This is a genomic window from Nonomuraea spiralis, from assembly GCF_014648435.1.
In the GTDB taxonomy this organism is placed as follows: domain Bacteria; phylum Actinomycetota; class Actinomycetes; order Streptosporangiales; family Streptosporangiaceae; genus Nonomuraea; species Nonomuraea spiralis.
This window is the reverse complement of sequence record NZ_BMRC01000006.1, coordinates 337,092-360,950: the sequence shown is the minus strand read 5'-3', so window position 1 is coordinate 360,950 and position 23,859 is coordinate 337,092. Positions and strand designations below refer to the sequence as shown.

Genomic DNA, 23,859 nt, shown 5'->3' with positions numbered 1-23,859 from the left:
GGACCTCCTACTGGAGTGCGACTTCGAGGTGGTCTGGGGTGGGTAGGCCGCCGCCGTCGCGCCGCGAGGCGGTGATGGCGTAGGTGACGCGGCCGTTGACGGTGACGCGGGAGCCAGTGGGGCAGGTGGCGTCGAGCCGCATGTAGACGGTGGTCTCGGACACGACCTCCGCGCCTTCCGCGTCCCGCACCAGGCGGCGCTTGTCGTCGACGAACGCGGACTCGGTCACCTGCTCGCCGTACTCGGGTCCGAACGGGCCCTCCCCCTCGAAGGGCTCGACCAGCACCTGGTGGCGTAGCAGCCACGCGGGGAGCTCACCCATCGGCTGGCTCGCACCGCGGGTACGTCCGGGGTTCCTGGCCGAGGAGTCCGGCCAGGCGCAAGATTTTGGCGGGTTGGGGGGCGAGGCAGTCGGCGGCCGAGCCTCCGCCGGCCGCCCCGCCCCCGCTCGTGGACCGGCCCAGGGAGGCGCTGCCGATGGCGAGATTGCTCCACTGGGCGGCGGCGCCGGTGCCGTCCTCGACACCGGACGCCTTCCAGGCGGCCACCTGCTCGCACACCGCGCGCTTCAACGCGTCCACCAGTTCGGTCTTGACGGGCAGGCCGTCAGCGTCGACCTCGTAGACGGCGGACATGATGTGGTCGTCTACGACGGTGGTGGCGCGTTCGAGCAGCAGGTCGGCGTCGGCCGGAGCGGTCGCCAGGTATTTCGGCACCAGGTCGGCGACGGTCGCGTACGGCACCATGACGGCCTCCCTTTCCTGGTTGGGCGCGGGCGGGCGCGCACCCTCACAGTCCCGAGCCCGCCCGCACGTCTACTTGGGGGTGATCTCGACGACCTCGTACGTCACCGTCGTCGGCAGCGAAATGTCGATGTAGACGGAGCCGTCGTCCTGGGCGTACGCGCCCGACCACGGCCCGAACCACTTCGTGGCGGCGGCCGCCACGGCGACGACCCGGTCGGCGGGAGCCACGCCGTCGACGGCCGCGGCAGGCCCGAACTTCTCCGTGATGTTGACGCTCGCCCCGGAGCCGTTGGTGACCCGCAGGGCGCGCTTGCCGCCGTTCGGGATGGCGATCCCGTCAACCGTGAACGTGGTCGGGGTGACGGCGACGCCAGCGGTTGAGGGGACGGTGGGTGAGGTGATGACGACTCGCGCCATGGCTACTCCTTGTCGAGCTGGTCGGCCAGCTCGATCAGCTGGGCCTTGGTGAGGTCGTCGGCCTGGTCGGCGTCCATACCGTGAGCGGCAGCCCAGTCGACCCATGCCTGCTTGGGAGCGGCCTGGGGCGGCCGCTTGCCCAGCTCGACCGGCTCCTGGACGGGTTCCTGGGTGGTGGGGGCGGAGCCGCGAGTCCCCGCCCCCACCACGTCGTCGAGCCGCCGCCACCCGGAGGCCGGGTCGGCGGCCAGCTGCTCGTAGCGGGTCTCGTCGTCGCTGCCGGGCTCGGCCTGGACGCGTTCGGCGATATGGCCGCCGGCGCCGCGGACGTAGACGGCCATCAGATGACCAGGCCGGTCATGACGGCGTGCGTGCGCTCGTTGCCGTATTTGAGGCCGATCTCGCCGTACAGCTGCACCTCGTCGCTGGCGCCGGTCTTGGCGAGGGGCTCCTCGAAGAAGACGCCCTTGCCGGGGATGCTGAGCAGCACCGGGGTGAGCTGCTCCAGCGACGTGACGATGATGGTGTCCTGGGGGACGTGCCGGTCGAGCATCAGGTTGAGGGTGCCGAAGTCGGTGACGACGGTGTTCACCGCGACGCCGCCGACGGTGCGGGACGTCTCGTGGTACTGGCCGTAGGCGGTCATGTACGCCTTGGTGATGGCCCGCTTCTGGATGCTGTTGACCAGCAGGGTGGCGGTGGCCTGCTCGCTGATGCCGCCGTTGTCGTAGGCGAGCTGCAGCAGGTCGTTCACGTGGTCGGAGGTGAGCGCAGTGGCCCACACCTTCGTGAAGGCGATGCCGGTCGCGGTGCCGAGCGTGATCGCCGACCCGCCGCTGGAGGTGGACACCTTGAAGGTGTTGGTGTCGATCTGGTCGACGTAGTAGACGCGGCCGGGGATGATGCCGGTCGCGGCGCCGACAGCGGTGAACACGATCTTGTTGCCGTCGACCAGGCCGTGCCCGGTCGAGGTGATCGTGTCCGTCGCACTGGTCGCACCGGTCACGCTGGTGCCCTTGGCGATCCTGTTCGTGCTGATCGCCTGCAGCAGGCCGCGCGTCTGCCGCGCGGTCGAGTTGGTGGTGGGCAGCACGTACTGGCCGTTGATGAACGACCAGTTGACGTCCAGCGCGATCGACTTCAGCGCCTGGGCGACCTGCCAGTCGAGCTCGCTACCGACCGGGTTCGAGCCGGGCACACCGGTGTACGGCGCCGACTGCGGGGTGGCGAGCTGGCCGATGGCGGCCTGCTTGGTGTAGGAGACCGACACCTTCTCCATGTGGATCTGGCACACGTTCCGCACGTTCGCCCGCACCCGCTCCTCAGCGGTCGGCGCGGTCGCGCCCTCGACCTTGGTCCGCTGCGACGGGTCCCGAAGGTCGTAGGTCTGCCACTCGAACTCGGTGGCGGTGGTCATGCCGCCGCCGGTCAGGCCGCCGATCGCCGACAGGAGCGGCGTGTCGTCCGGCGTGAGGCCGAACAGTTCGTTGACGTAGTTGGGCAGGTTGAACGTCGTGCCCATTCCGGTGATGCCGGCCATCGTCTACTCCTAGGTGGTGGGTTGGGCGGCTCGCTGCCGCTTGAGCGCGATGGCGAGCGCGAAGTTCTTGGTCTTCTCGGCCTCGGCGATCTGCTCGTCGAGGCTCTTGGAGGGGGCGCCGCCGCCGTTGCCGCCGCCGAAGTCGCCGCCCGACGTGGACGGGGCCTTGGGGGCGAGCTTCGCCAGCCTGGCGACCGCCTTGGTGATGGCGTCCTGGTCGACGGTGCCGTCGTCCTTCACGAACTTGCCGACGTCGATCAGGTCGGCGACGTCGCCGAGCTCGATGCCCTTCTTGGCGAGGGCGGCCTCGAACTTGGATTCGGCCAGTTGCCGGCCGTGCTCGCGCGCGGCTTCGGCGCGTCCTTCGGCCTTCGCCTGCTCGACGGCCTTCTCCTGCTCGCTCATGGACTGCTGCTTGAGCTTGGCGAGGTCGTCGGCGGCCTTGTTGTTCTCCTTGGCGCGCTTCTCCCACTGGCGGGCCATCGCCTTCCAGTCCGTCTCCTCCTGTGCAGGAGGCGGGGCGGTCTCGGGGGCCTTCGGGTCGTCGGTGGGTGGCGTGCTCTCGGGGATGGTTTCGGACATGCTGTTGTCTCCCGTGCGGGATTGGGTGCCTGTGCAGGCGGGTTTCGGGCATCCGTCTGGAACGATCCGGGCGGAAGATTCTGGTGGGGCAATACGGTGCACGCCATGCGAAACACCCTGATCGCCGCCATGCTCGGCGTACTCGCTCTCACCGGCTGCAGTTCCACAGGGCCCGCGGCCTCGTCGCCGAGCAGCGATGTCGGAGCAACGACCTCCCAGAGCGCGCCGGCGCCGGACTATCTGACGGCGCAGAAGGCGGACTACCTGGCCGCGTTAGACGCGATCGACCCTGGCCTGGTGGTGAATGAGGAACGCGCGCTGCGCCGCGGGCAGCGGGTCTGCGACCGGATCCTGCGCGGCTCGGACGGCGGCACCATGTCGTTGGAGGAGTACACGGTGGCGGAGCTGTCGGGCGGGAACGCCACGATCAACGAGGCCCAGGCCAAGCAGGTGATCAAGGCTGTGAAGGTGTGGTGCAAGCCCTAGGCCTAGAGCCGATAGGGCATGAAAAAAGGCCCACCGGAGTGAGCCCTGAGGGGAAGAATCTAGGTCTGGTCTCGGCCTTTCAGCCATTCGTCCCAGACGGCGTACTCGGGATCGTCTGGGCCGATGGTGACCATCGCGTCGCCGACAATCCCGCCGGGCCCTTCGGCGCGCCGGGGGATGGTGATAGTGCCGTCGGCGTTGCGGATGGCATCCACCAGCTGCACTCCAGACTCCCGGTTCAGCGTTCCAGCCTCAACAGCAGGTTACTGAAGTATTCGGACAATCGGCCACCGATCTCGGCTGCGACCGCCGGCGGAACGCCAACAGCTTGGCCGACCGCCGCATCCCGTGCAGTGCGAGGGTCGTCTCGGTGCATCACCCAAGCCGCGAACGCTTCAGCGAACATCTCCTCGCGGCCGGCGGCTCCGGCCTGCGCGAAGTAAGGCAGGACGCCCCGGGAGACTGCGTCAGCATGCACTGCCCCGAACTCAGGGCTGGAGGATGCGTGGCCTAGCGCGTCGTCCACCGCGTGGCCCGTCTCGTGCGCTGCCACCGATGCTGACCCGTGCCCGAGCCCGCGCCCGCCGGCGACGATGATGTGCCGTGTGCTCGGATCGTAGGCGGCGGGCACGTCATCCCACGTTTTCCCTGCTGGCCAGCCGCGAGGCTGTACGCCGCGCAGCTCCGGTTTGAAGTCGGGGACGGCGCCGTCGCCGAAGTCGACGAAGCGGACATGCTTGGCGAGCAGGTCGTGGAAGGCGTCGGGGATTCTCGCGAAGTCCGCGGCGTGCTTCGCGCCGAGCTGCGACCTGTGCTGGATTCGGAGGCGTCCGCCGTAGCGGGTCTCCAGTTCCTTCACCCTTGACGTCGTGTCTGCCTGCTTCGCTGCTCCCGCCTGGGTTGCAGCGTTTGCCTGCCCGGAGGTGTCGGCGTCCCGCGTGGATCGGACGTCCACCGGGGACACGTCCTGCTGTTGGCCGGCCACCTCTACCTTGATCGCGCCGTGCTTGCCCTTGCCGATGACGCGCCCGGGTTTGCCTGCGACGGTGACAGGGTCGCCTTCGCGGAGTACGGCGTTGCGGGCGTCGACGCCGACCTTCCTGCCGGTCTTCGCCGCGGTCTTCTGCTTGGGCTTCTCCTCGACGGCCTGGCGTTCCGCGGAGGTCTCCAGCTCGGCGCCGCGGTCGAGCGTCGGTCCGTTGTCCTTCGGCGGTTCGAGGTCGCCGACGGGTCCGCCCTTCGGGCCGCCGGCGCGCGGGATGTTGCCGGCGCCGATCTGCTCCCGGTAGGGCAACCTCTTGAGCTTGGGATGGGCGGCGAGGTGGGCGCGCAGGGCGGCCTGAGCGGCGCGGACGCGGGCGCCCGCGTCCTTCTTGGCTTCGGGTGTGAGCGCGCCGAGCGCTTTCTCCTTTTCGGCCCGGATGCGGCGTTCGAGGGCGCGCTGCTTCTGCCGGGCCTTGTCGCCGTCGGGGTCAGCGGTGTTCTTCCGCAGCTTGGTGACGCCGGGCAGGTACGCGGACGCGCTGTGGCGGCAGTTCGGGTGGAAGAGCCCCTTCGCCATCGCACCCTGGAGGGTGTCGATGACGTCGACCGTGACCATCTCGCCGTCGCGGGTGGCGTGCTCGACCTTCACCTTGCCGACCGGGCCGGAGCCGCGCGCCAGCACCTTCGACTCGAAGGGCCGGCACCTCTTGCACTCCTGGACGTTGTCCGAGATGTACACGAGGTCGATGCCGAGATCTTGCAGCCGGTCGGTTTGGCCCTGCACGGCGGCGCGCTGGGCGTTCGACCGGGCGAGCATCTCCACGTAGCTGCTGAGCTTCCAGCGGCGGCCGGCCCGGTCCGTGAAGTCGACGATGCCGCGATCCATCAGCCTCTGCCAGGCCGCCTGCGAGGCTTCGCGACGGGTGAACGCTCCGCTGGTGATGCGGGCGGCGGCCCCGGCCTGGACCGCCCGGTAGGCATCGACGGGGGCTCTGAGGATGTTGGCGTCCACCCTGCCGACGTCGCGATGCAACGCCATGGCCAGGTTCTCCATCAGACGCGCGTTCGGGATCACTTGCTCGGCCGCCCGCGCCCTGCCCGCCACAGCCTTCGTCACGCCGACGAGAGCAGCCTGCTGGCCGGTCCGATAGGCGTCCGCGAGCGCCTGACGGATCACCTGGACGCGCGCCTTCTGCAAGCGCAGGAGGATCGCCTGCGCGGCGGCCTGCAGCTGGCGGACGGCGGCCAGCTTGCCCTCCTCGAACGGTGAGGGGAGGGGCAGGTCTGCGCGCAGCCGTTGGGCGACGGCGCGGACGAGCGCGGTTTCGACCTCGCGGTACAGGTCGGCGACGCTGCCGGCGATCTGGTCGAGGAGGTCCTGGTCGACAGCCACCACGACCTCCCCGAACTAGAACTCGTGGCAGATGAAGGTGCACACGTCGGAGCCGGAGGTGCTGCAGTCGCCGTTGCATCCGTGTCGGCAATCGTCTTCCTGCTCGACGTTTGGGTCGTCCAGCGGGATGCCCAGCAGCTCTGCGACGTTGCGCGAGATGCGCGTCCTCTCCTCCGCCACGGGCTACTCCTGTCCGGCCGGCGGCCCGTCCTGCTGGCCGGGATCCTCGCCCTCCTGGCCAGGCCCGACCATGTCGCCCGGCAGCGCGAACGGGTCGGCGACCGGGTCCGGCCTGCTGTCAGCGATCGCCTTCACCTCAGCCTGCACCTGCTTGTCGTCCCAGTCGGGGTGCAGCATCTGTACGAGGGTCTCGTCGGAGGCGGCCTCCGCCCGGCGCATGAGTTCGGCCGTGGCCGCCAGCTGCTGCATGTCCGGCGACACGGAGTCGGCGAGGACGATGGTGGGCAGCTCGGGGGTGACGGCCTGGCCGGGGAACAGCTTGGCCTCCAGTTCGAGCAGCATCTCGATCGCGGACGCCAGCTCGGGGACCGTGTAGAGGCCCTTCCTGCTGCGTGTGGTGAGCGACCTGCGCTCCTTGGCGGCGACCTCGGTGGCGGTGATCGCGACCTCGCCGTCGAGCCCGAAACTCTGGGCGCTGTAGCCGGTGGCGCGGAGGATGGCGTGCAGCAGCTCGGCCGCGGTCTCCTTGTGCTCGACGACGCGGATCGCGAACTGGGTGGCGGTCAGCTCCATGCGGTCGTCGCCGCCGAGCACGTTCATCGCCTCATAGATTTCGCGGTCCGGGTCGAAGTATGAGCCTTGGCCGCGGCCCTGCGACTGCAGATAGCTCGCGGGGACGTGGACGCGGCCCTTGCCGATGCGGATGTCGCGCATCCACGACGTCCACACCTCGTCGAGCGCGTCGAACAGGCCGAGCACCGGGCCGTCGAAGTCAGAGCGGCCGAGGTTGGCGCCGGCCGGGTAGTTTCGCCAGGCCCGGTTGGGCTTCATGTTCGGCACGTAGACGGCCGTGCAGCGCTCCAGGCCGGTCGGGATGGCCGGCTGCAGAGCGGCGGTTTCGGGGTGCGCGGTGAGCGGGAGCGAGTTGCCGAGGTCGGAGGGCTTGCCCTTGTAGAGGCCGTGGAGGATCGCCCCGGGCTCGTGCCTCTCCAGGTGCCAGAGGCACACGTCGTCTTCAGTTTCGATGATCCGCCAGAACGTGACCGCGAACAGCTTCCCCCACCGCCATTCGGGGACGGCAGCGTCGGCGTGCACCGCGGCGAGCCACGGCCGTTCGGCGACCGAGGTGTCCCAGACGGCGCGAAGGTAGTAGCCGCCCAGGGCTGCCCCGACTTCTGCGCCTTCGAGGAGGGTGGCTTGGAGGCTGGGGAGCATGTCGTCGATGCGTTCCTGCGTCTGCGGGTTCTCGACGGTGATCGACGGGGGTTCGCTGAACAGCAGGTCGCTGGACATGGTGGCGATGTCGCTCGCCACCGGGATGTGCAGCTTCGTCAGCTTCTCGCCGGCCGGGGTGGGTGCGCCCCAGAACCAGCGGGCGGCCCGGCCGATGACGCCGCCCCGGTACTGCGATGGCCGGTTAGCGGGGACCCCGTTTCCGCGCGGGTCACCGTAGAGGGCGGCCAGGCGTTCGTTGTCGCCTTGGTACCAGGCGTCGAGGACGGCGTATTGCTGTTGGATGGGCTGGTGGGTGCGGGGCGGCCAGGTGCCGCCGCTCGGCAGCGGCATACTTGCCTCCCTCAGGGACGGACGTGGGTTTCGGCCAGCTCGCGGAACGTCAGCTCGGCGGCCATGCACTCGTCGGAGCAGAACGGGTCGCGGTCGAGGTCGTCGCTCCACATCCACATTGCCGTGCCGCCGGTGAGAGGCAGCCCGCAGTGCGTGCAGACCATCACCCGGCGGGGTGTGCAGTCGGCTGTGGGGACCACTCACCTGGCTCGTCGCCGGGCGGCACGTTGTATTCGGCCCAGCCTCCCGAGTCGCCGGGGGTGAAGACCCACAGGTGTACGTGCCGGTCGGAGCTGAGGGCGGGCACGTGGCCGGCCTCGACTCCGCGCGGGTCGAGGGTGCGGGTGTCGGCGGTAACGATCGCGGCGCGCACGGCCTGGTGGCCGATCTTGCCTCGATAGCGGACGATGTCGCCGGTGATCGGGATCATGATGTGGATCTCCACAGGCTCGAATGTGGTTACTTGCTGGTAACAGAACAGAATGTGCATTCTGTTCGGTCGGCGTTCGGAGTTTCCGCAGGTCGCAGCGTTGCGCCGAGAACGAGTCCCGCAACGGCAGAGAAACGTTCTCGAATGTCCGTTTATGCAGTCGTCATGCAGTCCGTTTATGCAGCGAGCAGGGTCGGCTCGCGCAGCTGGAACTGCCACACCGACCGCGTGGTGTGGACCGCGTACCGGCCGGCGTCCAGGCTGTGATCGTCGACCTTGACGGGTACGTCCTCGCCGTCCTTCTCCGCCTTCTCGTCATCCCACGAGTAGCCGGGCACCTCGTTGAGCCAGCCCTGGCATGAGCGGTGCACCTTCAACCGGTCGGTGGCGAGCAGCGACGACATGGTCATGATGCCGGGCACGACCTCGTTGTCGCCGAGCTTGGAAGCGATACCGAACGGCGGCTGGTGCAACTGCACCCGGAACGATGCCGCGGACGGGTCGACGACCACATAGGTGGGGCGCGGATGTCCGCCGGCGTCCATCCAGGCGACCATGCGGGTCGCGTACTCGATGTCGGTCAGCGAGCGGCGCTGCAGCTTCGAGTCGTACCGCCATTCGCGTGTGAAGTAGAGGCGGCCGTCGGCGCCCAGGCCGAGCATGAGTGCGGCGAAGGGGTTGACGGTGCCGTAGTCCACCCCGCACGCGATCCACTGGACGATCGGCGGCAGCACGTCGACGACGTGCGTGGTCTCGTCCCAGGTGTCGAAGATGGCGCCGGACGCGAGGCACCATTCGCCCTTGATGAAGCGCCGGTACCAGAGGCCGACGTACTCCGACTTGAGGGCGGCCACGTAAGCCGGGTCGAGGGCGGGGTTGTCGTCGAGGGTGAAGTGCCAGTGCCGAAGGTCGAGGTCGCCCTGCCGGAGGATGAACTTCTTCCGCGCCCAGTGGGCGGGCCCGTCCGGGTTCGTCGTGCAGAACACCTTCGCCCCGGGCACGGACAGGCGGGCGAGCAGCTGCTGGAAGAAGCTCTCGGGGATGAGGGTGAGCTCGTCGACGTAGGCGCCGGCGGCTGTGAGCCCGCGCAGGCGTCCTTCGGCTTTCTCGTCGTTGGCGGTGATGACCTCGACCTGGCGGCCGAGGATGGTGGCCGTGGATGCGCCGCGCGTGTACTTGATGTGCTTGGCGGCCGGGCCGGTGACGGCGGGGTCCTGGAGCGGGCCGAATACGTTCCTGGAGACGGTGTCGAACGTCTTCCCGCTGACGACGAGGGCGCCGCCGCGGGGTGCTCGGCCGACGTATTCGAGCCAGCGCAGCAGGCTGGAGATGGTCTTGCCGGAACGGACGGCGCCCGACCAGATGTTGATGCGGGCCGTGCTGTGGGCGATCGACCGCTCTTGCAGGTTACTCAGCCGCGGGGTCATCGTCGCTGGTGCCGTGCTTGGCGCGGAGGCCGTCGAAGAGGGTGCCGAGCAGGGATGCGACCTGGTCCGCTCCGTCGCTGGCGTCTACCTGCTCCAGGCGCACCGCCGTGGTGGCTGCCGAGGAGATGGCGGTGAGGAGCGCCTTGCGGTCTTGGGCGGGGAGCCGGTCGACTTCGTAGCGGACGACCTTGCCCATGCTGACTTCGGCGAGTTGGTGGCCGGCGGTCTTGAGCTGTACGAGGTCGTCTTCGATGACGTCGTACAGGTTGGTGATGATGCGGGTGCGGCGGGCGGCGTTGTCATCGCGGCGGGCCTGTGTGGCTTCCCGGGTCTGCTTGCGGTCGAAGTCGAGACCCATGCCCTGGGCGGCGCGCGAGATGGTGGAGCGGTCGCGGCCGAGTTGGCGGGCGATGGCGTTGCAGCCGTGGCCGGCGGCGTGGAGGTCGCGGATTTGCTGGCGCTCGTCGTCCGTGAGCGGGGGAGAGGGCATCGTGCACCTCCCGGACGTGCGAAAGCCCGCTCGATGGCGGGGCATGCTGCGCGTGGCCTGATGATCGCACCTGTGGATAACCAGCGTCAAGCGCAGTTCAGCGTCTTAAATCGTCCAGATGCCTGTTCCGTGCCCAGTGCGATCTTCGCATGTTCATCGTCTGAGCAGCGCGCTGCTGCCTGCATACAGTGACCAGAGCTTCACGTGTTTCCTCCAGCGCCTTGAAGGACGCCCACGCTCCTTCGGTATCGAACTGCTTGGTGTCCCAGGCATCCCGCAGCACGTCCTCGAGTGAAGCATGAGCGTCATATATGCGCCGTGCTGCTGCTCTGACCTCATAGGTAGCGAGCAGATCGAGTGTCGCTAGCGACCTGCGGAGATCCGCTACGAGTTCTGCTGTAGCGCGCTGAAGTTCGAGCTCTCGTTCAGTGAAGTCCCTCCCGATGCGCTGCCGCTTCGCCAGCGCGTGCAGAAGTTGTGCTTCTCGCTGCTCCAGAGCAGCTACCGCGGTCAGGTAGGCCGCGCTTGCCTCTCGGTTCTCGTCCATGTGTTTTAGGAGCAGTTCGCGGTGGAACTTGGCGGTCTCCCGAAACGAGGTCCAGAGGACTGTAATGCCGACGCCAGCCAACGCAGAAGCGGGCGCAATCAGCATTTCCCAGGAAAACGGCACGAGAGTAATCATCTCGCATCATGCGGCCTCGCTCGCCCGCACCAGCTTAGCCAGCCGCGGCCATTCCGATATCGGCCAGCACGGCGCGCCGCCCCACCACGTGCCCACCTCCCGTGCCGGGGGCTCGCACGCGCCGTGGCAGACGATGGCGATCTGGCCTCCGGGGAGTTCGTGGACGCGCCACGTGTGCGCGCCGCCGGCGGGGTGTTCGGGGGTGACGCCGTGGCACCAGGGGCAGGTGACGCGCACCACCTGGCCGGTGTAGAGCATGGCCAGGGCCTTGGCGACCTGCTCGTACATGCGGTGCACGGTGGGTTCGGCGAGGGCGTACCAGGGGCCGGGCTCGTCGAGGTCGTGCAGCTCGGCGAGGAGGCAGGCGCGGGCGCGGGCGAGGTACGGCCGGGCGTCGAGCTGGCCGGGCCCGGGCGGCGCGAGCACGGGCGCGATGGTGGGCTCGGTGAGTTCGGCGGCGAGGTCGTCTGCGCGCACGAGGACGTCGAGGATCGTCGAGAGGACGGTGACGTCGACGGGGGCCGGCGACTCGCCCAGGCCCAGCACGGAGCGCTCGACGCGCTCCAGCCGGGCCTGGACGTCACGCTCAGCGCGGGCCTGCTCGCCGAGCTCGCCGGCGTGCTGCGGGCGCCGGGTGGCCATCGGCAGGCGCGCCTCGACCAAGTCCGGCCAGTACTCGATCAGCCAGGCGAGGGTTTCGACGACGGCAGTGCTCAACGGCGAGTCTCCCTGTCGATGAACGAGATGAGGTCGTTGGCGTACTGTGCAGCCACGCCGAAGGGGGAGCACCAGAAGCGGAACTTCTCGTCGATGTAGGTGCGGATGCGGGCGACGTTGGCCTCGGCCGCACCGAGGCGCTTGCGGAGGTCCTCGTTCTCGGAGCGGAGCGTCTCCGTGTCCTGGTCGCGCACCGTAAGGACGGCGTCCACGACTGCCCCGATGGGGATGATCTGACTGTGGTCGCACAGCATGGTGGCCTGCTCGCCCCATGCCTTCATGGCGGCGTCCGCGCAGCGCTCCCGGTAGTCGTCAGCCATGGTCAGCCTCGCTCAGGTCGAGTGTGCAGCGGATCGCGCCCAGCACACTGATCGCCGTAGGCAGATGCGTGCCCGGCCCGGCCAGGCGGATGATGCTGGTGATCGAGGCTGGGGTGACGAACAGGCCGTCGGCGACCTGGCGCACACTAAGCCCGGCGTCGTCGAGCAGGGCGCGCAGGCGGGGCATCAGCTCGTCCAGTTCGCCCACCAGCTGGCCGTCGCGGACGGCGACGACGCGGCGGCCGAGGAGCTCGGCGTACGCGCAGGTGTGGCCGACGCGCGGCGCGGAGCGGCCGCGTTCCCAGTTGCACACCATGGACGGGCCGGATTTGACGGCGAGGCCGATTGCGGCGGCGACGTCTTGCTGGCGGAGGCCGACGGCGCGGCGGGCGTCGGCGAGGGCGGCGATGAGCGGGATCACTGGCCGATCTCTCCCGCCGCCAGATACGCCTCCACAGCCCTGGAAGGCACCCTGAACGATCTCCCAACCCGCACCGCTCCTTGGAGTTCACCGTCGTGGATCAGCCTGTACACGGTCATCTTGGAGACGCGCAGACGGGCGGCGATCTCGCCGATCTTCAGGAACTCTTCTTCGCGCGCGGCGGCCGGAGCCAACGTTGTGGCGTCAGAACGGGGGGCGGTCGTCATTGTGCACCGTGGCTTTCTGTTCGGTGTGCTGGATGAATGCGATTAGTGGGTTATTGCATTTGTGTGTGGCGAATACTTGGTAGCGGCGTGGTTTTGAAATGAAGTGTGGTGTGCGTTCGTGTAATTCGCGGCCGGTTTTTGTGGGGAGCAGGTCGTAGGTGGTGCGGTCTTGGAGGAGGGCGACGGCTTCGCCCATTTCGGTGAGTGGGGTGGGGTCGCAGCGGACGGGCATGGCGGTGTGGTCGGCGTCGAGGCCGGCCAGCACCGTGGCCTTGCATGAGGGGCAGGGCTTGAGGTTGGCGGCGCGTGCCCATTCGGCTCGGCGTGCCTGGAGCCAGGCGGCGGTCACCGTGGCTCCTCGGTTCGGATCTCGGCGGTCTCGGTGTTGACCCATTCGCCGTCGATCTGGATCCACTCGTCGGTGGCGGTCGGGGGGAGTAGGTCGTGGGGGTCTCGGGGGTCGTGGGCGGGTGGTGATGCGTCAGTGCGTCGGCCCCCTTTAGGGGGACGCACTGACGCATCACCCGCCCGGTGCGTTGACGCATTGCGACGCGCTGACGCATCAAAGCTGTGACCTGGTGTTTTAGTGCGTTGATCTTGTGACGCACTGTTGGCGGAGGAGTGATCGTTTTCTCTTATTGACACGCGATCTTGTGACGCACTGACGCACCGGCCTTGACCTGCAAAGACGTTATTGACATCGCTTACGTTTTGATCTTGTGACGCATCAAACGAGGCGGCCGAGTCCGAGACCAGCCAGTGCAGCACGGCCCGCCCGGGACCCCGCGAGGTCTTCACGTGGCCCTCCTTCACGAGCGCCTTGAGCGCCGCCCGGCCGGCCTTCTGGTCGTGCCCGGCCGCCATGTACGCGTCTTCGATCTGCCGCCCGGAGACGCCCGGAGAGAGCGTCAGGAACTCGACGATCGCCGCGGACACGCCACGGTGCTTGGCGTCCTTCCGGGAGCCGCCGGCGAGCGTGAGGCGCCGCGTAGGCGGGTCGAACGACAGCAGCCCTTCGGCGATATCGACGTCCCGCCCGAACGCTGAGAAATACCGTGGCGCATTCGGCTCGGATTCACCATCGTCATTCTTTTCGCGGACGAGACGCCATTCCACGTCGGGCCAATCCCGCAGGCGTGACGCGCCCCTGGCGCGCTCGCCGGTGTGCCCCATGTGATGGACGAGCACGGCCTCTTGTACGCCTGCTTCTTTCAGCATCTCGTCAAATGCGACGAGGAATCTTCCGGCCTCTTTGTCCTCGGAGAGGCCGAGGGAGTCGAGGATGGGGGCGAGGCAGTCGAGCACCACCACGGTGGCGCCCGCCTGGCGGAGGTCTGCGGCCCACTCGGAGCGGGTCTCGGGGTCGAGCAGGTCGAAAGAGGACAGGCGTCCGCGCAGGCTGACCACGGACGCGGCCGGGGTGTGCTGGATGCCTTGGTCGCGGAGCCACCGGCGGACCATGGTCTCGTCGAGCTCGTCGTCGAGCAGCACCACCTTGCCGGCGAAGGGTTCGACGGCGAAGGTGTCGAGGAACGGCTGCGAGTCGACCAGGCTGCGCATCAGGTTGCCGATGATGGTGGTCTTCCCGGCCTTGTACTGGGCGGACAGGACCACGCGGCCGCCCTTGGGCCACAGCCGGTCGATCCGGTACGCCACGGGCTCGTCAGGGATCGAGAGGAACTCGTCGAGGGGGACGATGCGGGGGCGCTGGATGGGCCCCTGGCGGGCCTTCCGTGCGCGTCTGGCGGCCTCTTCGCGCACGCGGATGCGGTGGAGCTCGTGGGAGACCTCGCGCTCGAACGCCAGGGCCTCGAGGTCGACGCCGTCGGCCGACTGCTCATCGGCGGCCACGCCGGACTTGTCTTCCTCGAAAGGGGGCGGCGCCTGGGGGTGGCCGGGCGGCAGCAGGTCGGAGAAGTCGTCGTCGCGGGGCGCGCGCTCGTCTACGGCGTCGCGCACGGCGGCGGTGTCCGCCTGGGCGGTCTGGGCGATGGCCCAGGCGAGGATCCCGAGATGTTCGGCTCGGGCCTGGGCAGCGGGCAGGGTGCGCTCGACCCCGTCCCTCGAGGCGGCCAGCGCGGCGACGAACGCCTGCTGGAGTGCGTGGGCGGCGGTGATGGCGGGGTAGAGGCCGGCCGCGGCTTCGCGCATGGCCCAGGCGGCGGCGGAGAGGGCGGCGGCGTGTCGGGACTCTCCGGCGGCCACGGCCGTGGTGAAGCGGGTGAGGACGCCGGCGAGCAGCTCGGGCCGCGCGCTGGCCGTGTGGGCGTTGAGGAACGCCTTCACCTCGCGGTCGGTGGCCGCGTCGCTGGCGTCCGATGCGTAGGGCAGTTGCTCGGCGAGCGCCTGGGGGAGTTGGGGGAGGGGGCCGGTGCGGGTCCACTCGTACCGGCCGCCGTCGGCGTGCTTCTCGTGCTCGGAGGGGGAGACGACGATGATGCCGTTCCGGCCGCGCACCTCACCCCACGACTTGCCGAGCTGGCCGTTGCTGTTGCCGAGGGAACGGCCGTCGGGGACGGCGTACAGGTAGTGCCCGCGGTCGGGGTCCTGCTCGCGCGTCGACTGCATCGGGCCCGGGACGGTGAGCAGGGCGGCGCGCAGCAGCGGCGGCAGTTCGGCCGGCCGGTCGACGTCGAAACAGACCGCGCCGGACCGGCCGACGTGCAACGCGAGCGCGTGGCTCTGCCCGGCGAACCAGCCGATGATGGTCTCGACGTCACGCGAGCTCTTGGCGGGCCAGCCCTTGCCGAGCACCGACCCGGCGTGCTTCGTCTGCTGGTTGACGGGGAGCACGTACCAGCCCGCGCGCGCGTAGGCGAGGGCGGCCGAGAGGGTGTCCTGCTCGGGGGTGATGTCGGGGATGTGCAGGGTCACGTCAGGCGGCTGTCTCGCGGTCGGTGATGAGGATCTCGACGTCGTACTCGTAGCCGATCGAGTTCATCGAGGTGTAGCGGTGTTCTGCGATGCGTACGTCGACGGGGATCTTGAACATGCTCGTCTCGTCGTCGGGCAGCTCCTTGCCGATGACGATCGTGCGCCCGCCGAGCTCGTACGTCTGGCCGTCGAGCAGGTCGAGGATGTCCGCGTAGAGGTCGTCACCGCTGGCCGGGCAGTCGTCGCACGCCAGCCAGGGCCACTCTCCGGTGTCGCCCTGGATGGTCCAGGCGTGTCCGGCCGGCCGGGCGGCGCACTCGGCGATCTGGCGCTCCACGGCATCTCGGCTGTGCCACGGGTCGAAGGGGTTGTCTACCTGTGTGAAGTCCATCGTGGGCCCCTTCCTGGTGCTGGTGCGAGCGGTGGTTGGTGCTTCTCCTCGGACTCGAACCGAGGTGTCTGCCGGTGAAGCTGGGTGCCCCCGGGTGCGCCGTCGAGGGGATGATGCGGCGCGCCCGGGGGCGGTCTACGAGGGGTCAGGTGGCGTGCGGGTCGTAGTAGCCGCTGTCGTCCAGGTCCTCGTCGTCGGCCTCCTCGTCGTGCGGGCAGCGCTCGCAGGTGCGGAATCCGGCGCGCCACTCGCTGCCCGCGACGCGGTGGGCGCACGTACCGACGACGTAGCCGGGCTGGTCGGGGATCTGGCTGCCGGGTGCGGGGTAGACCGGGGGCTCCTCCTGGTCGTCGTTCTCGTCGTCCATGTCGGGCTCGGTGGGCTCGCGGTCGTTCGGCTCGTACAGGTCGTCCACGTACGTCATGTCGTCCTGCTCTCCTGGTTGGCTCGGTGGAAGTGGGTGGCCCCCGGACCCCGCGGAGGGGTGCGGGACACGGGGGCCGGTTCAGGGGTTACGCGAAGCCGAGGGCGGCGCGCTGGGTGGGGTCGAGCGCGGCGAGGGCGGCGGCCTGCTCGGGGGTCATACCGGGCGGCGGCGTCCACGCCCCCGGAGCGGTGGACGCCGCCGGCGCGGCGGCCGGGGGAGCAGCGGGCGCCGCCTGCGGGGCGGGCTGGCCGCCGGTCAGGAAGTCGTTCGCGGCCACCGCCGACGGCGGGGCGTATGTGGCGGAGTACAGCTTGGGCGGGTTCTTGCCCCTGGTCTTCTGCTCGCCGTCGCCGGTGTAGGTGAGCGTCAGCGTGCCGCCCACCTCGATCCCCTTCGCGCCGGCCCGGCGGACGGCGTCGCGGACGGCCTTCAGGGAGTTGGCCTTGATGTAGAAAGCGCGCTGCCCGTCGTCGTCGACGATCTCCGGGTCGCGGATCTCGGTCTGGACGGTGACGACCATCTGCATCATGGGCTTGCCGTCGTTCCAGAACTTCAGCTCGCCGGTGTCGAGGTCCTTCTGCTGCTCGACCTTGGGCGGGGTGGAGATGGGGCCGCCGACGGTGGTGCCGATGGTGTCGAACTTGGCGGAGGGAATGCCGCCGCCCATGAGGAAGTCGTTGGCGCTCATCATGAGGTCGGTCATGGTTCTGTGCTCCTGTGATGTTGGGTTACTGAGAGATGAGGTCGAGCAGGTCCGACGCCGCTTCATCGACGACGTCGGGGTCACCCGGGCAGCCCCGGGCGAGATCAGTGCTGCCGGGCGACAGCCAGGGGCAGGAACGGCACCAGGACGCCTTCCGCTTGAGCAGCGGGAAGGCGGCCGGGCCGAGCGCGCGAACGAGTTTGGCGATGCCGTCGGCGCGCGAGAGGGCGTCGAGAGCGCGCTGCCGGTCGTACGGCGCGGACCAGAGGAAGCGCTGCTTCCACTCCTGGTCGCGGGGCAGGAAGTAGATGACGATGTCGGTCACCGGGCGGCCGGCGAGCTCGTGGCCGAGGCCGTACACGTGACCCTGGACCTCGTACTGCTCGCCGGGCCCCTCCTTCTTGTACTTGCGGAGGGTGGTGCCGCCGGGGATCTTCCAGTCCCAGACGATGCCATCGACGTACAGGTCGCTGTTGCCAGAGATGTCGGTGCCGTCGACGCCGCCAGCGGTGACGCGCTGCTCCAGGAGGTAGCGGTCCACGCCGTCGGCCGCCCAGCCGGGGCGGGCCATGTTGGCGCGGGTGAGCAGCTCCTCCAGGCCGGTGTGGACGTTGGTGCCGATCCACGCCTTCCACGGCAGGGTCTGGTTGGCGTTGACCTCGGGGTGGCCGGCGAGCTTGTAGCCGAGGCGGAGGTCGCAGGGGATGCCGAGCTCGCTGGGTCCGGGCTCGCGCTGCAGCGACCGGGGCTGGTTAAGGATGTGGCCCTCGATCAGGGCGTCGAGTTCGGCCTGCTGGTCGAGGACCTTCTGCGAGATGTTCACCGGTCGCCCTGCCAGCGGTACACCAGGCCGATCGGCCCCCACGCACGGCGAGCGCCCTCTGGGTCCACGTGGCTTGCGCCGCGCGTTGAGACGAACTCGATGCAGGGGCCAGTCGGGTCGTCGTCGGCGTTCATGTCAGTGGCGAACCACAGGTCGCCGTCCCGGTCCTGCCAGACGTCGCCCGCCTGGGGCGGCCACACCTCGTCGGCGGGAGTGGCGGGCCGGATGGTGATGCCGGGGCAGGCGGTCAGCAGTCTGTGCGGGGTGCCGCCGAGGAAGAAGTTCAGCCACCCCGGGTCGCTGCGGTGGCCGACGCGTGCGCCCTTGAGCGTGATATCGACGATGTCACCGACCTGCGGTCGGGGGCTTCTTTCTTCTTTTTCACCGGTCATGGCTGCTGTGCTCCCTGGGATCCGTGTTGCGCCTTGTGGCGTCCCGATGCATACACGCTACAACATGCAACATCACGCCGCAAGGCGCAACACAAGATCGAATACGAAAGACGCCTACCGCGCCGAAACCGCCCTCCAAGCAGGCAGTTTGTGCATGCAGTCCGCCCGCATGTTCGCCTCCTGCAACAGGGCCAGCCGCTCCGCCAGAGCGTCCGCACGCGACCGCTCACGCAACACCTCGACACCCGGCGTCAGCGGTGTGGGGGCCGGCATGGTGGCGCGGTCGCCGAGCTCCAGCCGGGCCAGGAGGTCGCCGATGGTGCGTCGGCCCGCGTCCCGCTCCCGCTTGGCCCCGGCCGTCTCTCGGAGCGACGTCTCCAAGGCGGTAGCGACGTCGGCGCACTGCTCGCGCGCCTCCACCAGCTCCGCCACCAACGCGGCCCGGCTCCTGAACCAGTCGAAGATCACGCTGTTCCTCCAGTGCAGCAGGGAGTGCCGTCGGCGGCCGGGCAGCCGTCGACGCAGTACGCGCATCCGGCGGTCGCGCAGTGCTCGCCCGACTCGTCCGCGGCGCACGTGACGGGGTCGCAGCGGCAGCACGCCGGCTTCGTGAGGGTTCGGGCGCGGGCAGTCGGTTCGCCCAGCAGCGACGCCACGAACGCGGCCACGCCCATGCATGTCTCCCAGGTGGACACGACGACCTGGCCGTTGCGGCGTTCGGTCACGGTGATGCTCGCCCCGGGCGGGGATGTGGGAAGGCCCCCACCGTGTGCGATGAGGGCCTCCATGGTGCTCAGCTTCATGCGGGCGTGCCCCGCAGCACCTCGATGCCCAGGCCCCGCTCGACCTGCTGGACGACGTCCAGGACGGCATCGCGAAGCTTCGCGTCAGGGTCGTCGAGCAGGTACTGCACGCGCAGCTCGCCGCCGCGCTCGACGCGGAACCGGAACCGCGCCGCGATCGCGTAGAACGTCGGGTCCTCGCCTTCAGCCACCGGCAGTTCGAGGCACCGCACCGCGATCTTGAACTCGGTCGGCACCTTCAGGTGGCCCTTCGCGCCCGCGGCCGCGTCCGTCGTCTCCTCCCACACCAGGTTCGCGTCACCGCTCGACAGACGGGTCGCGGAGGAGAACTTGACGGTCGTCTTCGCCTGGAACGTGGACGCGATCTCCAGCATCTCGGCGGCGGCCGGCTCCCGGATGTCGGCCAGGTGGTCCTCGACGAACTCGGCCCATTCCCTCTGCGACAGCCACTTCCGGTCGTTGGCGATCCACTCCGCCCACGCGTTCGTGGTGCGCAGGCGCAGGATGAGCCGGTGGTCACCCCAGCGCGGGCCCTCCTGGCTGTGGGCGTTCAGCACGGCGGTGATCGCCCTGCTGTCGATGTTGACGAACGTCTCGCTGTCCTCGTCACCGTGCTTGGTGTAGTACGCCTGGAACGACGCGACGTCCTCGACCACGGTCAGGCCCTGCTTGCGCGCGGGGGCGGGCAGGCGGCGGAGGTAGCCGTCGGCGGCCAGGTCGACGATCTCGGGGCCTCGCTCGGTGGGGAAGGCGTAGATCGTGCCCGGTGCGAGCACCGCGGGTTCGGCCTGCGCGCGGGCCGCCTCCTCCGCGATCTCGATGATGGCGTCGTTCTCCGTACGGATGACCTCGGTCACCTACAGCTCCTTGATGTTGTCGTGGTTGACGGCCCGGCCGACCTCGCGCAGCACGCCGGGCAGGGCGAGCTGGCGGGGGTCGTCGCGGACCAGGTTGTTGTCGCCGTCGAAGAAGAAGACGGCAGCGGTCGGCTCGCCCTTCGGCGGCTTGATGCTGGCCTGAGCGGACACCATGAGCGCGGAGGTGTTGCCCTTCATCGGCTGCACCTCGATGGCCAGCGTCATCGACCCCTTCTTGCCGTGGGTCTGCACGGCGGCGACGAGCTGCTGCATGAGCATGGCGGCCTCGTCGGCGACCTCGCCGCCCTGGATGTCGCGGAGCACGTCGGCGAACGGGCGCACCCGGCCCGGCTCGGTTTCGGTGGTGGTCACTCGGTTCCTCTCATCGTGTTGCGGCGGTGCTTGTCGCAGGGCTTGCAGTCGGGGCGCCGGGATGGTGCGTGGGGCTTCCACTTGGAGAAGGCCGTCAGCGGCTTCGGCTCGCCGCACGTCCGGCACGTTCTCGTGGTGACGTTCTGGTGGATCGCCTCGCGCTCTTCGAGGGTCATGGCGGCGATGACGCCGCCCGGGTCCGCGCTGAACGGCAAGGAGAGGATCCACTCGCAGCAGTCGTCGAGGACGGGACAGCTGTAGCAGGTGGCGCGGGCACGTCCTGGGGATCCGTACATGATGTTGGGCTGGCCGACGCAGGGGCCGACCCCCTGCCACTTCGGCAGGTAGTCGAGGGGGGCTTTCACGCGGGGCATGCCGCACCTGGCCAGTCCACCTTGGCCAGCGCCTCACGCTGCCCCTTCGGCAGGTCGACGGGCGGGTGGCCGAGGTGGTCGAGGCCGGCGGCGCGCAGCCACCAGGCGTCGACCTTGTTGTCGTCGCGCTCGTCGAGCCCGGCCCGCTGGAGGAGGGCGACGCGCATGTCGGGCTTGGTCGCGTTCCCGCGGCCCGCCGCGTACTTCTTCAGCGTGCTCGGCGGGATCACGGCGTACGGCACCTCGAACACGTGCAGCCGGTAGATCACGTGCCACCACAGCCCGGCCGCCTCGTGATGCCCGGCGCCGGACTGGCTCCCGTACGACGGGCCCTCGACGACAACGAGGTCCGCCGCCTGGGTCAGGCCGTCGCCGAAGATGTGCGACGCGATCCAGGACATCCGCGGACCGCCGCGGAGGTCCCCCGTACGGACACGCGAGAGGGTGCCGTCGGCGGTGGCGATGCCGGTGCCGGTCAGGGAGAGGTCGAGGCCGACCACGTGCGGGGCCATCACGCCTCCCACAGGCTGACGGGGGATGGACTGGAGGTGGGGACCGGCGTTGCTGCCCGCGTCACGGCGAACGCGAGCAGGCCGCCGGCGAGAGCGGCGAGAATTACGCCGATCAGCAGCGCGAAGAAGACCCGGAGGTTCACGGATGACCCCGCTTCTCGACCTTGAACGCGGCCAGGACATCGCGGGCGAGCAGCTCGGTGTCGATTCCCGGGTCGCCGCCGATAGCGTCGTCGATCGTCTCGGACAGCGCGGCAAGCAGTTCGGGGTCGGGCTCGGCCTCGGCGGCCTCGGCCAGCTCCAGGAGGGCGGCGGCCACCATGCGGGCCGTCTCGATCGGCCAGTCCTCGTGCAGCAGCTGGATGCGGCGTCCGATCCTGCGGACGGGAATCCCATTGACGTAGACATGGGTCTTCTCGTGCAGCCTCGGGTTCTTGCCGAAGTAGACCCGGCCCACGCTGATCGTGTCGCGGCTCACGGCTGGCCTGCCCAGTGCTCCAGCGCCAGCCGCGCGTCCCGGATCGCGGGCCACAGCTCGGACGGCCGTTCCGCGTGGATGAGCCGGTGCAGCAGGTCGCGGTACACGTCCCGCTCCTCCGCGACCAGGTCCGGCGGCGGCGTCGGCGCGGGGAGGCCGCGCTCGGACTCCAGCACACTGACGCCGACGGCCAGGGCAGCGATCAGGTCGCGGCCCCAGACGGGGTCGTCCAGACCGAGCACCTCGCCGGGGCCGAGGGTGATGGGCACGACGGGCCCGGCCTCGCCGTGGTCGAGGTCGCCGGCGTGGGGGCGGCCGAGCGGGGTCCAGGTGGTGCGGCGGATGCTCGTCACGCGCTCCTGCTCTCGGTGGTGGGGGGTTGGTAGGGGTGGGCCCCCGCCGGGTGGGCGGGGGCGGCCAGAGACGTCAGGTAGGTGGTGATGTCGGCGTCGGTGGGGACCTCGGGGCGCAGGTAGGCGCGGAAGCGCGCGAGCAGGCGCGTCACCGAGCACCAGCCCGGCGGAGCTCGATGACGATCCACTCGGTGGCGCGGATCCGCGACCAGCGCGTCAGGTCGCGTACGGGGTCACGGTCGATGCGGTAGCCGAGATGCGCGGCCAGGGCGCGCAGGGCGGCGTCAGCCTGCTCGTAGGCATCTGGGCCGAAGGGCGTGAGCTCAGCGGCGGCCGCCCGGATCACGTGCGTGACGTTGAAGCGGTCGAGCTGGTGCGTCTCGATGTAGTCGGCGGCCCGGCGGAGCACGCCGCTGGCTGTCGGCGACTGCTCAGCGGGGCGCGTCACGCGGGCCTCCTGACGCACCCGCCGGACACGAGCGTCAGCTCCATCCCGATCGACACCACCACGGCGCGGGCCCGCGCGACGGCAGTAGGCGTCCTGGTAGCGGACCGCGATCCGGCCGCCGTGCACGCGGTGCACCTGGGCGATGCGCACGGGCTCGCCGTGGTTCCACTCGGGGGCGGAGACGACCATGCAGGCGTTGAGGTCGACGGCCACCATCACGCACCAACCGACAGGGTCGTGGCGGCCGAGGCAGCGTCGGCGTTCGCCCTGGTGTAGGTCGACAGCTCGATCCGGACGCCGGCCCACACCACCTCGCCCAGCTCCAGCTGGACCGCGTGCTCGGACTCCCGCTCGCTGATCTCGGTGACGCCGAGCACAGCGGCGTACGCCTCGATCGCCTTTCGCGCCTTGTCGGCGTCGGAGATGTGAAGGGTGCCCGTCAGCTTGTCCGGCTGGTAGGGGGCCAGCTGCCAGTGTGCGAGCGGGAGCCGCGCCCTCGTCAGCTCGGACAGCACGTACATCGTGTGCTGGTAGATCGCGCTCTTCAGCTGCTCGTCGTCGACGGTCTGCCACTTGCTGCCGTCGAACTCGGCCAAGGTGGAGGCCGGGAAGTTGTCGCGGATCCGGCGCAGGAGGCGCTCGGCCTCGGCCGCCGGGTGGTTCTCGTGCAGGATGCCGACGAGCTTGTCGCCGTCGACGACGCGGATGGCGAACGTCGGGGCCGACGGTGGGAAGATGTTCATGAGACTCGCGCCCTTCTGTGAGTGTGGGGGTTGCGGGTTCTGCGAGGTCCGGCCGTGCAGGGCTGGGCCTCGCCGCATCTCTGCTGGTGCTATGCGGTGCGGCGCGCCGTGTTGGGCTTTCGGCGCTGCTCGGCGTTGGCCTTGCGCGTCTCGGCGGCCTTGAGCGAGCGGGCGCGCTGACTCGCGCGGAACGCGGACTGGGCGGCGGCCTCGACGTCCTCCTCGCGCACGACGCCCTCGGCGCGCACTTGCGCGATCCAGTAGTCGAGAGACAGGGGAGAGGCGCGGTGGCCGGGCGCGGTGCGCTCGGTGCGGTTGGGGGTGCGCGCCCAGGAGATGTCGGCGGCGATCTGGCGTACCGCGGTGACGCGGGCCGGGTCGGCGGCCATCAGGCGTTAGCCCTGATGGCGTCGGCGACGGAAAGCTCGCGCCTCGGGGGGAGGTCGACGTTCTTCGCCTTGATGTCGGCGTTGGCCTCGACGGGCCGCCCGGCCAGGTAGGCGTCGACGGAGTCCTTAGCGACCTGGACCTCAGCGTTGCGCGCCGGGCCGATTTTCCGAGCCCTAAGGGTGCCGGCCTTGATAAGGCGGTGGACGGTCCAGCGGGTGCGGTCGAGACGCTCGCACGTCTGCTGGATGGAGAGGTATTGGTCTTCGGTCATCAGCATCTCTCGTTGTTGCACCTTGTTCTGTCGTGCAACA

41 protein-coding genes are annotated in these 23,859 nt (G+C 69.6%); 1 reads left to right on the top strand and 40 read right to left on the bottom strand.

Annotation, left to right across the window (positions count from 1 at the left end; genetic code table 11):
* Positions 1–7 precede the first annotated feature (7 nt).
* The 6 genes from IEZ27_RS17490 to IEZ27_RS17465 all read right to left on the bottom strand — a co-directional run bounded on the left by IEZ27_RS17490 (position 8) and on the right by IEZ27_RS17465 (position 3,285).
* On the bottom strand, positions 8–322 hold the full coding sequence (locus tag IEZ27_RS17490) for a hypothetical protein (RefSeq protein WP_189648169.1): 315 nt from the start codon (positions 320–322) through the stop codon (positions 8–10).
* Entirely contained in the window at positions 315–746 is a 432-nt protein-coding gene (locus IEZ27_RS17485) for a hypothetical protein (protein WP_189648168.1), read from the bottom strand. Before IEZ27_RS17485 ends, IEZ27_RS17490 begins: the two co-directional genes overlap by 8 nt.
* A 69-nt stretch (positions 747–815) precedes the next feature.
* Positions 816–1,163: a hypothetical protein gene (locus IEZ27_RS17480; RefSeq protein WP_189648167.1), complete on the bottom strand. Its 348-nt coding sequence runs from the start codon at positions 1,161–1,163 to the stop codon at positions 816–818.
* Positions 1,164–1,165: 2 nt separating this feature from the next.
* Positions 1,166–1,504 carry a hypothetical protein gene (locus IEZ27_RS17475; RefSeq protein WP_189648166.1) on the bottom strand — a complete coding sequence of 113 codons (339 nt, stop codon included), beginning with the start codon at positions 1,502–1,504 and terminating at the stop codon, positions 1,166–1,168.
* Positions 1,504–2,703: an SU10 major capsid protein gene (locus IEZ27_RS17470; protein ID WP_189648165.1), complete on the bottom strand. Its 1,200-nt coding sequence runs from the start codon at positions 2,701–2,703 to the stop codon at positions 1,504–1,506. The genes IEZ27_RS17475 and IEZ27_RS17470 overlap by 1 nt, the downstream gene beginning before the upstream one ends.
* 9 nt (positions 2,704–2,712) lie before the next feature.
* Complete coding sequence (locus IEZ27_RS17465; RefSeq protein WP_189648164.1) at positions 2,713–3,285, bottom strand: hypothetical protein; 573 nt, start codon at positions 3,283–3,285, stop codon at positions 2,713–2,715.
* A gap of 105 nt (positions 3,286–3,390) precedes the next feature.
* Here IEZ27_RS17465 and IEZ27_RS17460 point away from each other — a divergent pair, with 105 nt between their 5' ends.
* Positions 3,391–3,771, top strand: a complete 381-nt coding sequence (locus IEZ27_RS17460; RefSeq protein ID WP_189648163.1) for a DUF732 domain-containing protein — start codon at positions 3,391–3,393, stop codon at positions 3,769–3,771.
* 59 nt (positions 3,772–3,830) lie between these two features.
* Here IEZ27_RS17460 and IEZ27_RS17455 read toward each other — a convergent pair whose 3' ends face one another.
* The 34 genes from IEZ27_RS17455 to IEZ27_RS17290 all read right to left on the bottom strand — a co-directional run bounded on the left by IEZ27_RS17455 (position 3,831) and on the right by IEZ27_RS17290 (position 23,825).
* On the bottom strand, positions 3,831–3,995 hold the full coding sequence (locus IEZ27_RS17455; protein WP_189648162.1) for a hypothetical protein: 165 nt from the start codon (positions 3,993–3,995) through the stop codon (positions 3,831–3,833).
* Positions 3,996–4,009: 14 nt separating this feature from the next.
* Complete coding sequence (locus IEZ27_RS17450) at positions 4,010–6,148, bottom strand: phage minor capsid protein (RefSeq protein WP_189648161.1); 2,139 nt, start codon at positions 6,146–6,148, stop codon at positions 4,010–4,012.
* Between the two features lie 15 nt (positions 6,149–6,163).
* Positions 6,164–6,328, bottom strand: coding sequence for a hypothetical protein (locus tag IEZ27_RS17445; protein WP_189648160.1), 165 nt, complete (start codon positions 6,326–6,328; stop codon positions 6,164–6,166).
* Between the two features lie 3 nt (positions 6,329–6,331).
* Entirely contained in the window at positions 6,332–7,894 is a 1,563-nt protein-coding gene (locus tag IEZ27_RS17440; protein WP_189648159.1) for a hypothetical protein, read from the bottom strand.
* 11 nt (positions 7,895–7,905) lie between these two features.
* Positions 7,906–8,061 carry a hypothetical protein gene (locus IEZ27_RS17435; RefSeq protein ID WP_189648158.1) on the bottom strand — a complete coding sequence of 52 codons (156 nt, stop codon included), beginning with the start codon at positions 8,059–8,061 and terminating at the stop codon, positions 7,906–7,908.
* Positions 8,058–8,339 carry a hypothetical protein gene (locus IEZ27_RS17430; protein WP_229824064.1) on the bottom strand — a complete coding sequence of 94 codons (282 nt, stop codon included), beginning with the start codon at positions 8,337–8,339 and terminating at the stop codon, positions 8,058–8,060. The genes IEZ27_RS17435 and IEZ27_RS17430 overlap by 4 nt, the downstream gene beginning before the upstream one ends.
* Positions 8,340–8,500: 161 nt before the next feature.
* Positions 8,501–9,751 carry a PBSX family phage terminase large subunit gene (locus IEZ27_RS17425; protein ID WP_189648156.1) on the bottom strand — a complete coding sequence of 417 codons (1,251 nt, stop codon included), beginning with the start codon at positions 9,749–9,751 and terminating at the stop codon, positions 8,501–8,503.
* The gene (locus tag IEZ27_RS17420) at positions 9,732–10,241 is read right to left on the bottom strand and encodes a helix-turn-helix domain-containing protein (protein ID WP_189648155.1); all 510 of its coding nucleotides are present in this window, start codon (positions 10,239–10,241) and stop codon (positions 9,732–9,734) included. Before IEZ27_RS17420 ends, IEZ27_RS17425 begins: the two co-directional genes overlap by 20 nt.
* A gap of 97 nt (positions 10,242–10,338) precedes the next feature.
* Positions 10,339–10,923, bottom strand: a complete 585-nt coding sequence (locus IEZ27_RS17415) for a hypothetical protein (protein WP_189648154.1) — start codon at positions 10,921–10,923, stop codon at positions 10,339–10,341.
* A 6-nt stretch (positions 10,924–10,929) separates the two neighbouring features.
* Positions 10,930–11,640: a hypothetical protein gene (locus IEZ27_RS17410; protein ID WP_189648153.1), complete on the bottom strand. Its 711-nt coding sequence runs from the start codon at positions 11,638–11,640 to the stop codon at positions 10,930–10,932.
* Entirely contained in the window at positions 11,637–11,960 is a 324-nt protein-coding gene (locus IEZ27_RS17405; RefSeq protein WP_189648152.1) for a hypothetical protein, read from the bottom strand. Before IEZ27_RS17405 ends, IEZ27_RS17410 begins: the two co-directional genes overlap by 4 nt.
* Positions 11,953–12,381 carry a helix-turn-helix domain-containing protein gene (locus tag IEZ27_RS17400; protein WP_189648151.1) on the bottom strand — a complete coding sequence of 143 codons (429 nt, stop codon included), beginning with the start codon at positions 12,379–12,381 and terminating at the stop codon, positions 11,953–11,955. The genes IEZ27_RS17405 and IEZ27_RS17400 overlap by 8 nt, the downstream gene beginning before the upstream one ends.
* Positions 12,378–12,608, bottom strand: a complete 231-nt coding sequence (locus tag IEZ27_RS17395; protein WP_189648150.1) for a helix-turn-helix domain-containing protein — start codon at positions 12,606–12,608, stop codon at positions 12,378–12,380. The genes IEZ27_RS17400 and IEZ27_RS17395 overlap by 4 nt, the downstream gene beginning before the upstream one ends.
* Positions 12,586–12,957, bottom strand: coding sequence for a hypothetical protein (locus IEZ27_RS17390; protein ID WP_189648149.1), 372 nt, complete (start codon positions 12,955–12,957; stop codon positions 12,586–12,588). The genes IEZ27_RS17395 and IEZ27_RS17390 overlap by 23 nt, the downstream gene beginning before the upstream one ends.
* Positions 12,954–15,482, bottom strand: coding sequence for a bifunctional DNA primase/polymerase (locus IEZ27_RS17385; protein WP_189648148.1), 2,529 nt, complete (start codon positions 15,480–15,482; stop codon positions 12,954–12,956). Before IEZ27_RS17385 ends, IEZ27_RS17390 begins: the two co-directional genes overlap by 4 nt.
* A 1-nt stretch (position 15,483) precedes the next feature.
* Positions 15,484–15,873, bottom strand: coding sequence for a hypothetical protein (locus tag IEZ27_RS17380; protein WP_189648147.1), 390 nt, complete (start codon positions 15,871–15,873; stop codon positions 15,484–15,486).
* 145 nt (positions 15,874–16,018) lie between these two features.
* Positions 16,019–16,297 carry a hypothetical protein gene (locus IEZ27_RS17375; protein WP_189648146.1) on the bottom strand — a complete coding sequence of 93 codons (279 nt, stop codon included), beginning with the start codon at positions 16,295–16,297 and terminating at the stop codon, positions 16,019–16,021.
* 88 nt (positions 16,298–16,385) lie between these two features.
* Entirely contained in the window at positions 16,386–17,003 is a 618-nt protein-coding gene (locus tag IEZ27_RS17370; RefSeq protein ID WP_189648145.1) for a hypothetical protein, read from the bottom strand.
* Positions 17,004–17,028: 25 nt separating this feature from the next.
* Positions 17,029–17,826: a hypothetical protein gene (locus tag IEZ27_RS17365; protein WP_189648144.1), complete on the bottom strand. Its 798-nt coding sequence runs from the start codon at positions 17,824–17,826 to the stop codon at positions 17,029–17,031.
* Positions 17,823–18,218 (bottom strand): hypothetical protein, encoded by a 396-nt coding sequence (locus IEZ27_RS17360; RefSeq protein ID WP_189648143.1) that lies wholly within the window; start codon positions 18,216–18,218, stop codon positions 17,823–17,825. The genes IEZ27_RS17365 and IEZ27_RS17360 overlap by 4 nt, the downstream gene beginning before the upstream one ends.
* Before the next feature lie 114 nt (positions 18,219–18,332).
* Complete coding sequence (locus IEZ27_RS17355; RefSeq protein ID WP_189648142.1) at positions 18,333–18,686, bottom strand: hypothetical protein; 354 nt, start codon at positions 18,684–18,686, stop codon at positions 18,333–18,335.
* Positions 18,683–18,943 (bottom strand): hypothetical protein, encoded by a 261-nt coding sequence (locus IEZ27_RS17350; RefSeq protein ID WP_189648141.1) that lies wholly within the window; start codon positions 18,941–18,943, stop codon positions 18,683–18,685. The genes IEZ27_RS17355 and IEZ27_RS17350 overlap by 4 nt, the downstream gene beginning before the upstream one ends.
* 74 nt (positions 18,944–19,017) lie before the next feature.
* Positions 19,018–19,878: a DUF2303 family protein gene (locus IEZ27_RS17345; protein WP_189648140.1), complete on the bottom strand. Its 861-nt coding sequence runs from the start codon at positions 19,876–19,878 to the stop codon at positions 19,018–19,020.
* A complete protein-coding gene (locus IEZ27_RS17340) occupies positions 19,879–20,250 on the bottom strand; it encodes a hypothetical protein (protein WP_189648139.1) in 372 nt (123 codons plus the stop codon).
* Positions 20,247–20,624, bottom strand: coding sequence for a WhiB family transcriptional regulator (locus IEZ27_RS17335; RefSeq protein WP_189648138.1), 378 nt, complete (start codon positions 20,622–20,624; stop codon positions 20,247–20,249). Before IEZ27_RS17335 ends, IEZ27_RS17340 begins: the two co-directional genes overlap by 4 nt.
* The gene (locus IEZ27_RS17330; RefSeq protein WP_189648137.1) at positions 20,612–21,136 is read right to left on the bottom strand and encodes a Holliday junction endonuclease; all 525 of its coding nucleotides are present in this window, start codon (positions 21,134–21,136) and stop codon (positions 20,612–20,614) included. The genes IEZ27_RS17335 and IEZ27_RS17330 overlap by 13 nt, the downstream gene beginning before the upstream one ends.
* Positions 21,136–21,279 carry a hypothetical protein gene (locus IEZ27_RS17325; protein WP_189648136.1) on the bottom strand — a complete coding sequence of 48 codons (144 nt, stop codon included), beginning with the start codon at positions 21,277–21,279 and terminating at the stop codon, positions 21,136–21,138. Before IEZ27_RS17325 ends, IEZ27_RS17330 begins: the two co-directional genes overlap by 1 nt.
* On the bottom strand, positions 21,276–21,614 hold the full coding sequence (locus IEZ27_RS17320; protein WP_189648135.1) for a hypothetical protein: 339 nt from the start codon (positions 21,612–21,614) through the stop codon (positions 21,276–21,278). The genes IEZ27_RS17325 and IEZ27_RS17320 overlap by 4 nt, the downstream gene beginning before the upstream one ends.
* The gene (locus tag IEZ27_RS17315; RefSeq protein WP_189648134.1) at positions 21,611–21,967 is read right to left on the bottom strand and encodes a hypothetical protein; all 357 of its coding nucleotides are present in this window, start codon (positions 21,965–21,967) and stop codon (positions 21,611–21,613) included. Before IEZ27_RS17315 ends, IEZ27_RS17320 begins: the two co-directional genes overlap by 4 nt.
* A complete protein-coding gene (locus IEZ27_RS17310; RefSeq protein WP_189648133.1) occupies positions 21,964–22,119 on the bottom strand; it encodes a hypothetical protein in 156 nt (51 codons plus the stop codon). The genes IEZ27_RS17315 and IEZ27_RS17310 overlap by 4 nt, the downstream gene beginning before the upstream one ends.
* Positions 22,116–22,631, bottom strand: coding sequence for a hypothetical protein (locus IEZ27_RS17305; protein ID WP_189648132.1), 516 nt, complete (start codon positions 22,629–22,631; stop codon positions 22,116–22,118). The genes IEZ27_RS17310 and IEZ27_RS17305 overlap by 4 nt, the downstream gene beginning before the upstream one ends.
* Positions 22,631–23,158, bottom strand: coding sequence for a hypothetical protein (locus IEZ27_RS17300; protein ID WP_189648131.1), 528 nt, complete (start codon positions 23,156–23,158; stop codon positions 22,631–22,633). Before IEZ27_RS17300 ends, IEZ27_RS17305 begins: the two co-directional genes overlap by 1 nt.
* An 89-nt stretch (positions 23,159–23,247) precedes the next feature.
* The gene (locus IEZ27_RS17295; protein WP_189648130.1) at positions 23,248–23,547 is read right to left on the bottom strand and encodes a hypothetical protein; all 300 of its coding nucleotides are present in this window, start codon (positions 23,545–23,547) and stop codon (positions 23,248–23,250) included.
* The gene (locus tag IEZ27_RS17290) at positions 23,547–23,825 is read right to left on the bottom strand and encodes a helix-turn-helix transcriptional regulator (protein ID WP_189648129.1); all 279 of its coding nucleotides are present in this window, start codon (positions 23,823–23,825) and stop codon (positions 23,547–23,549) included. Before IEZ27_RS17290 ends, IEZ27_RS17295 begins: the two co-directional genes overlap by 1 nt.
* Positions 23,826–23,859 lie beyond the last annotated feature (34 nt).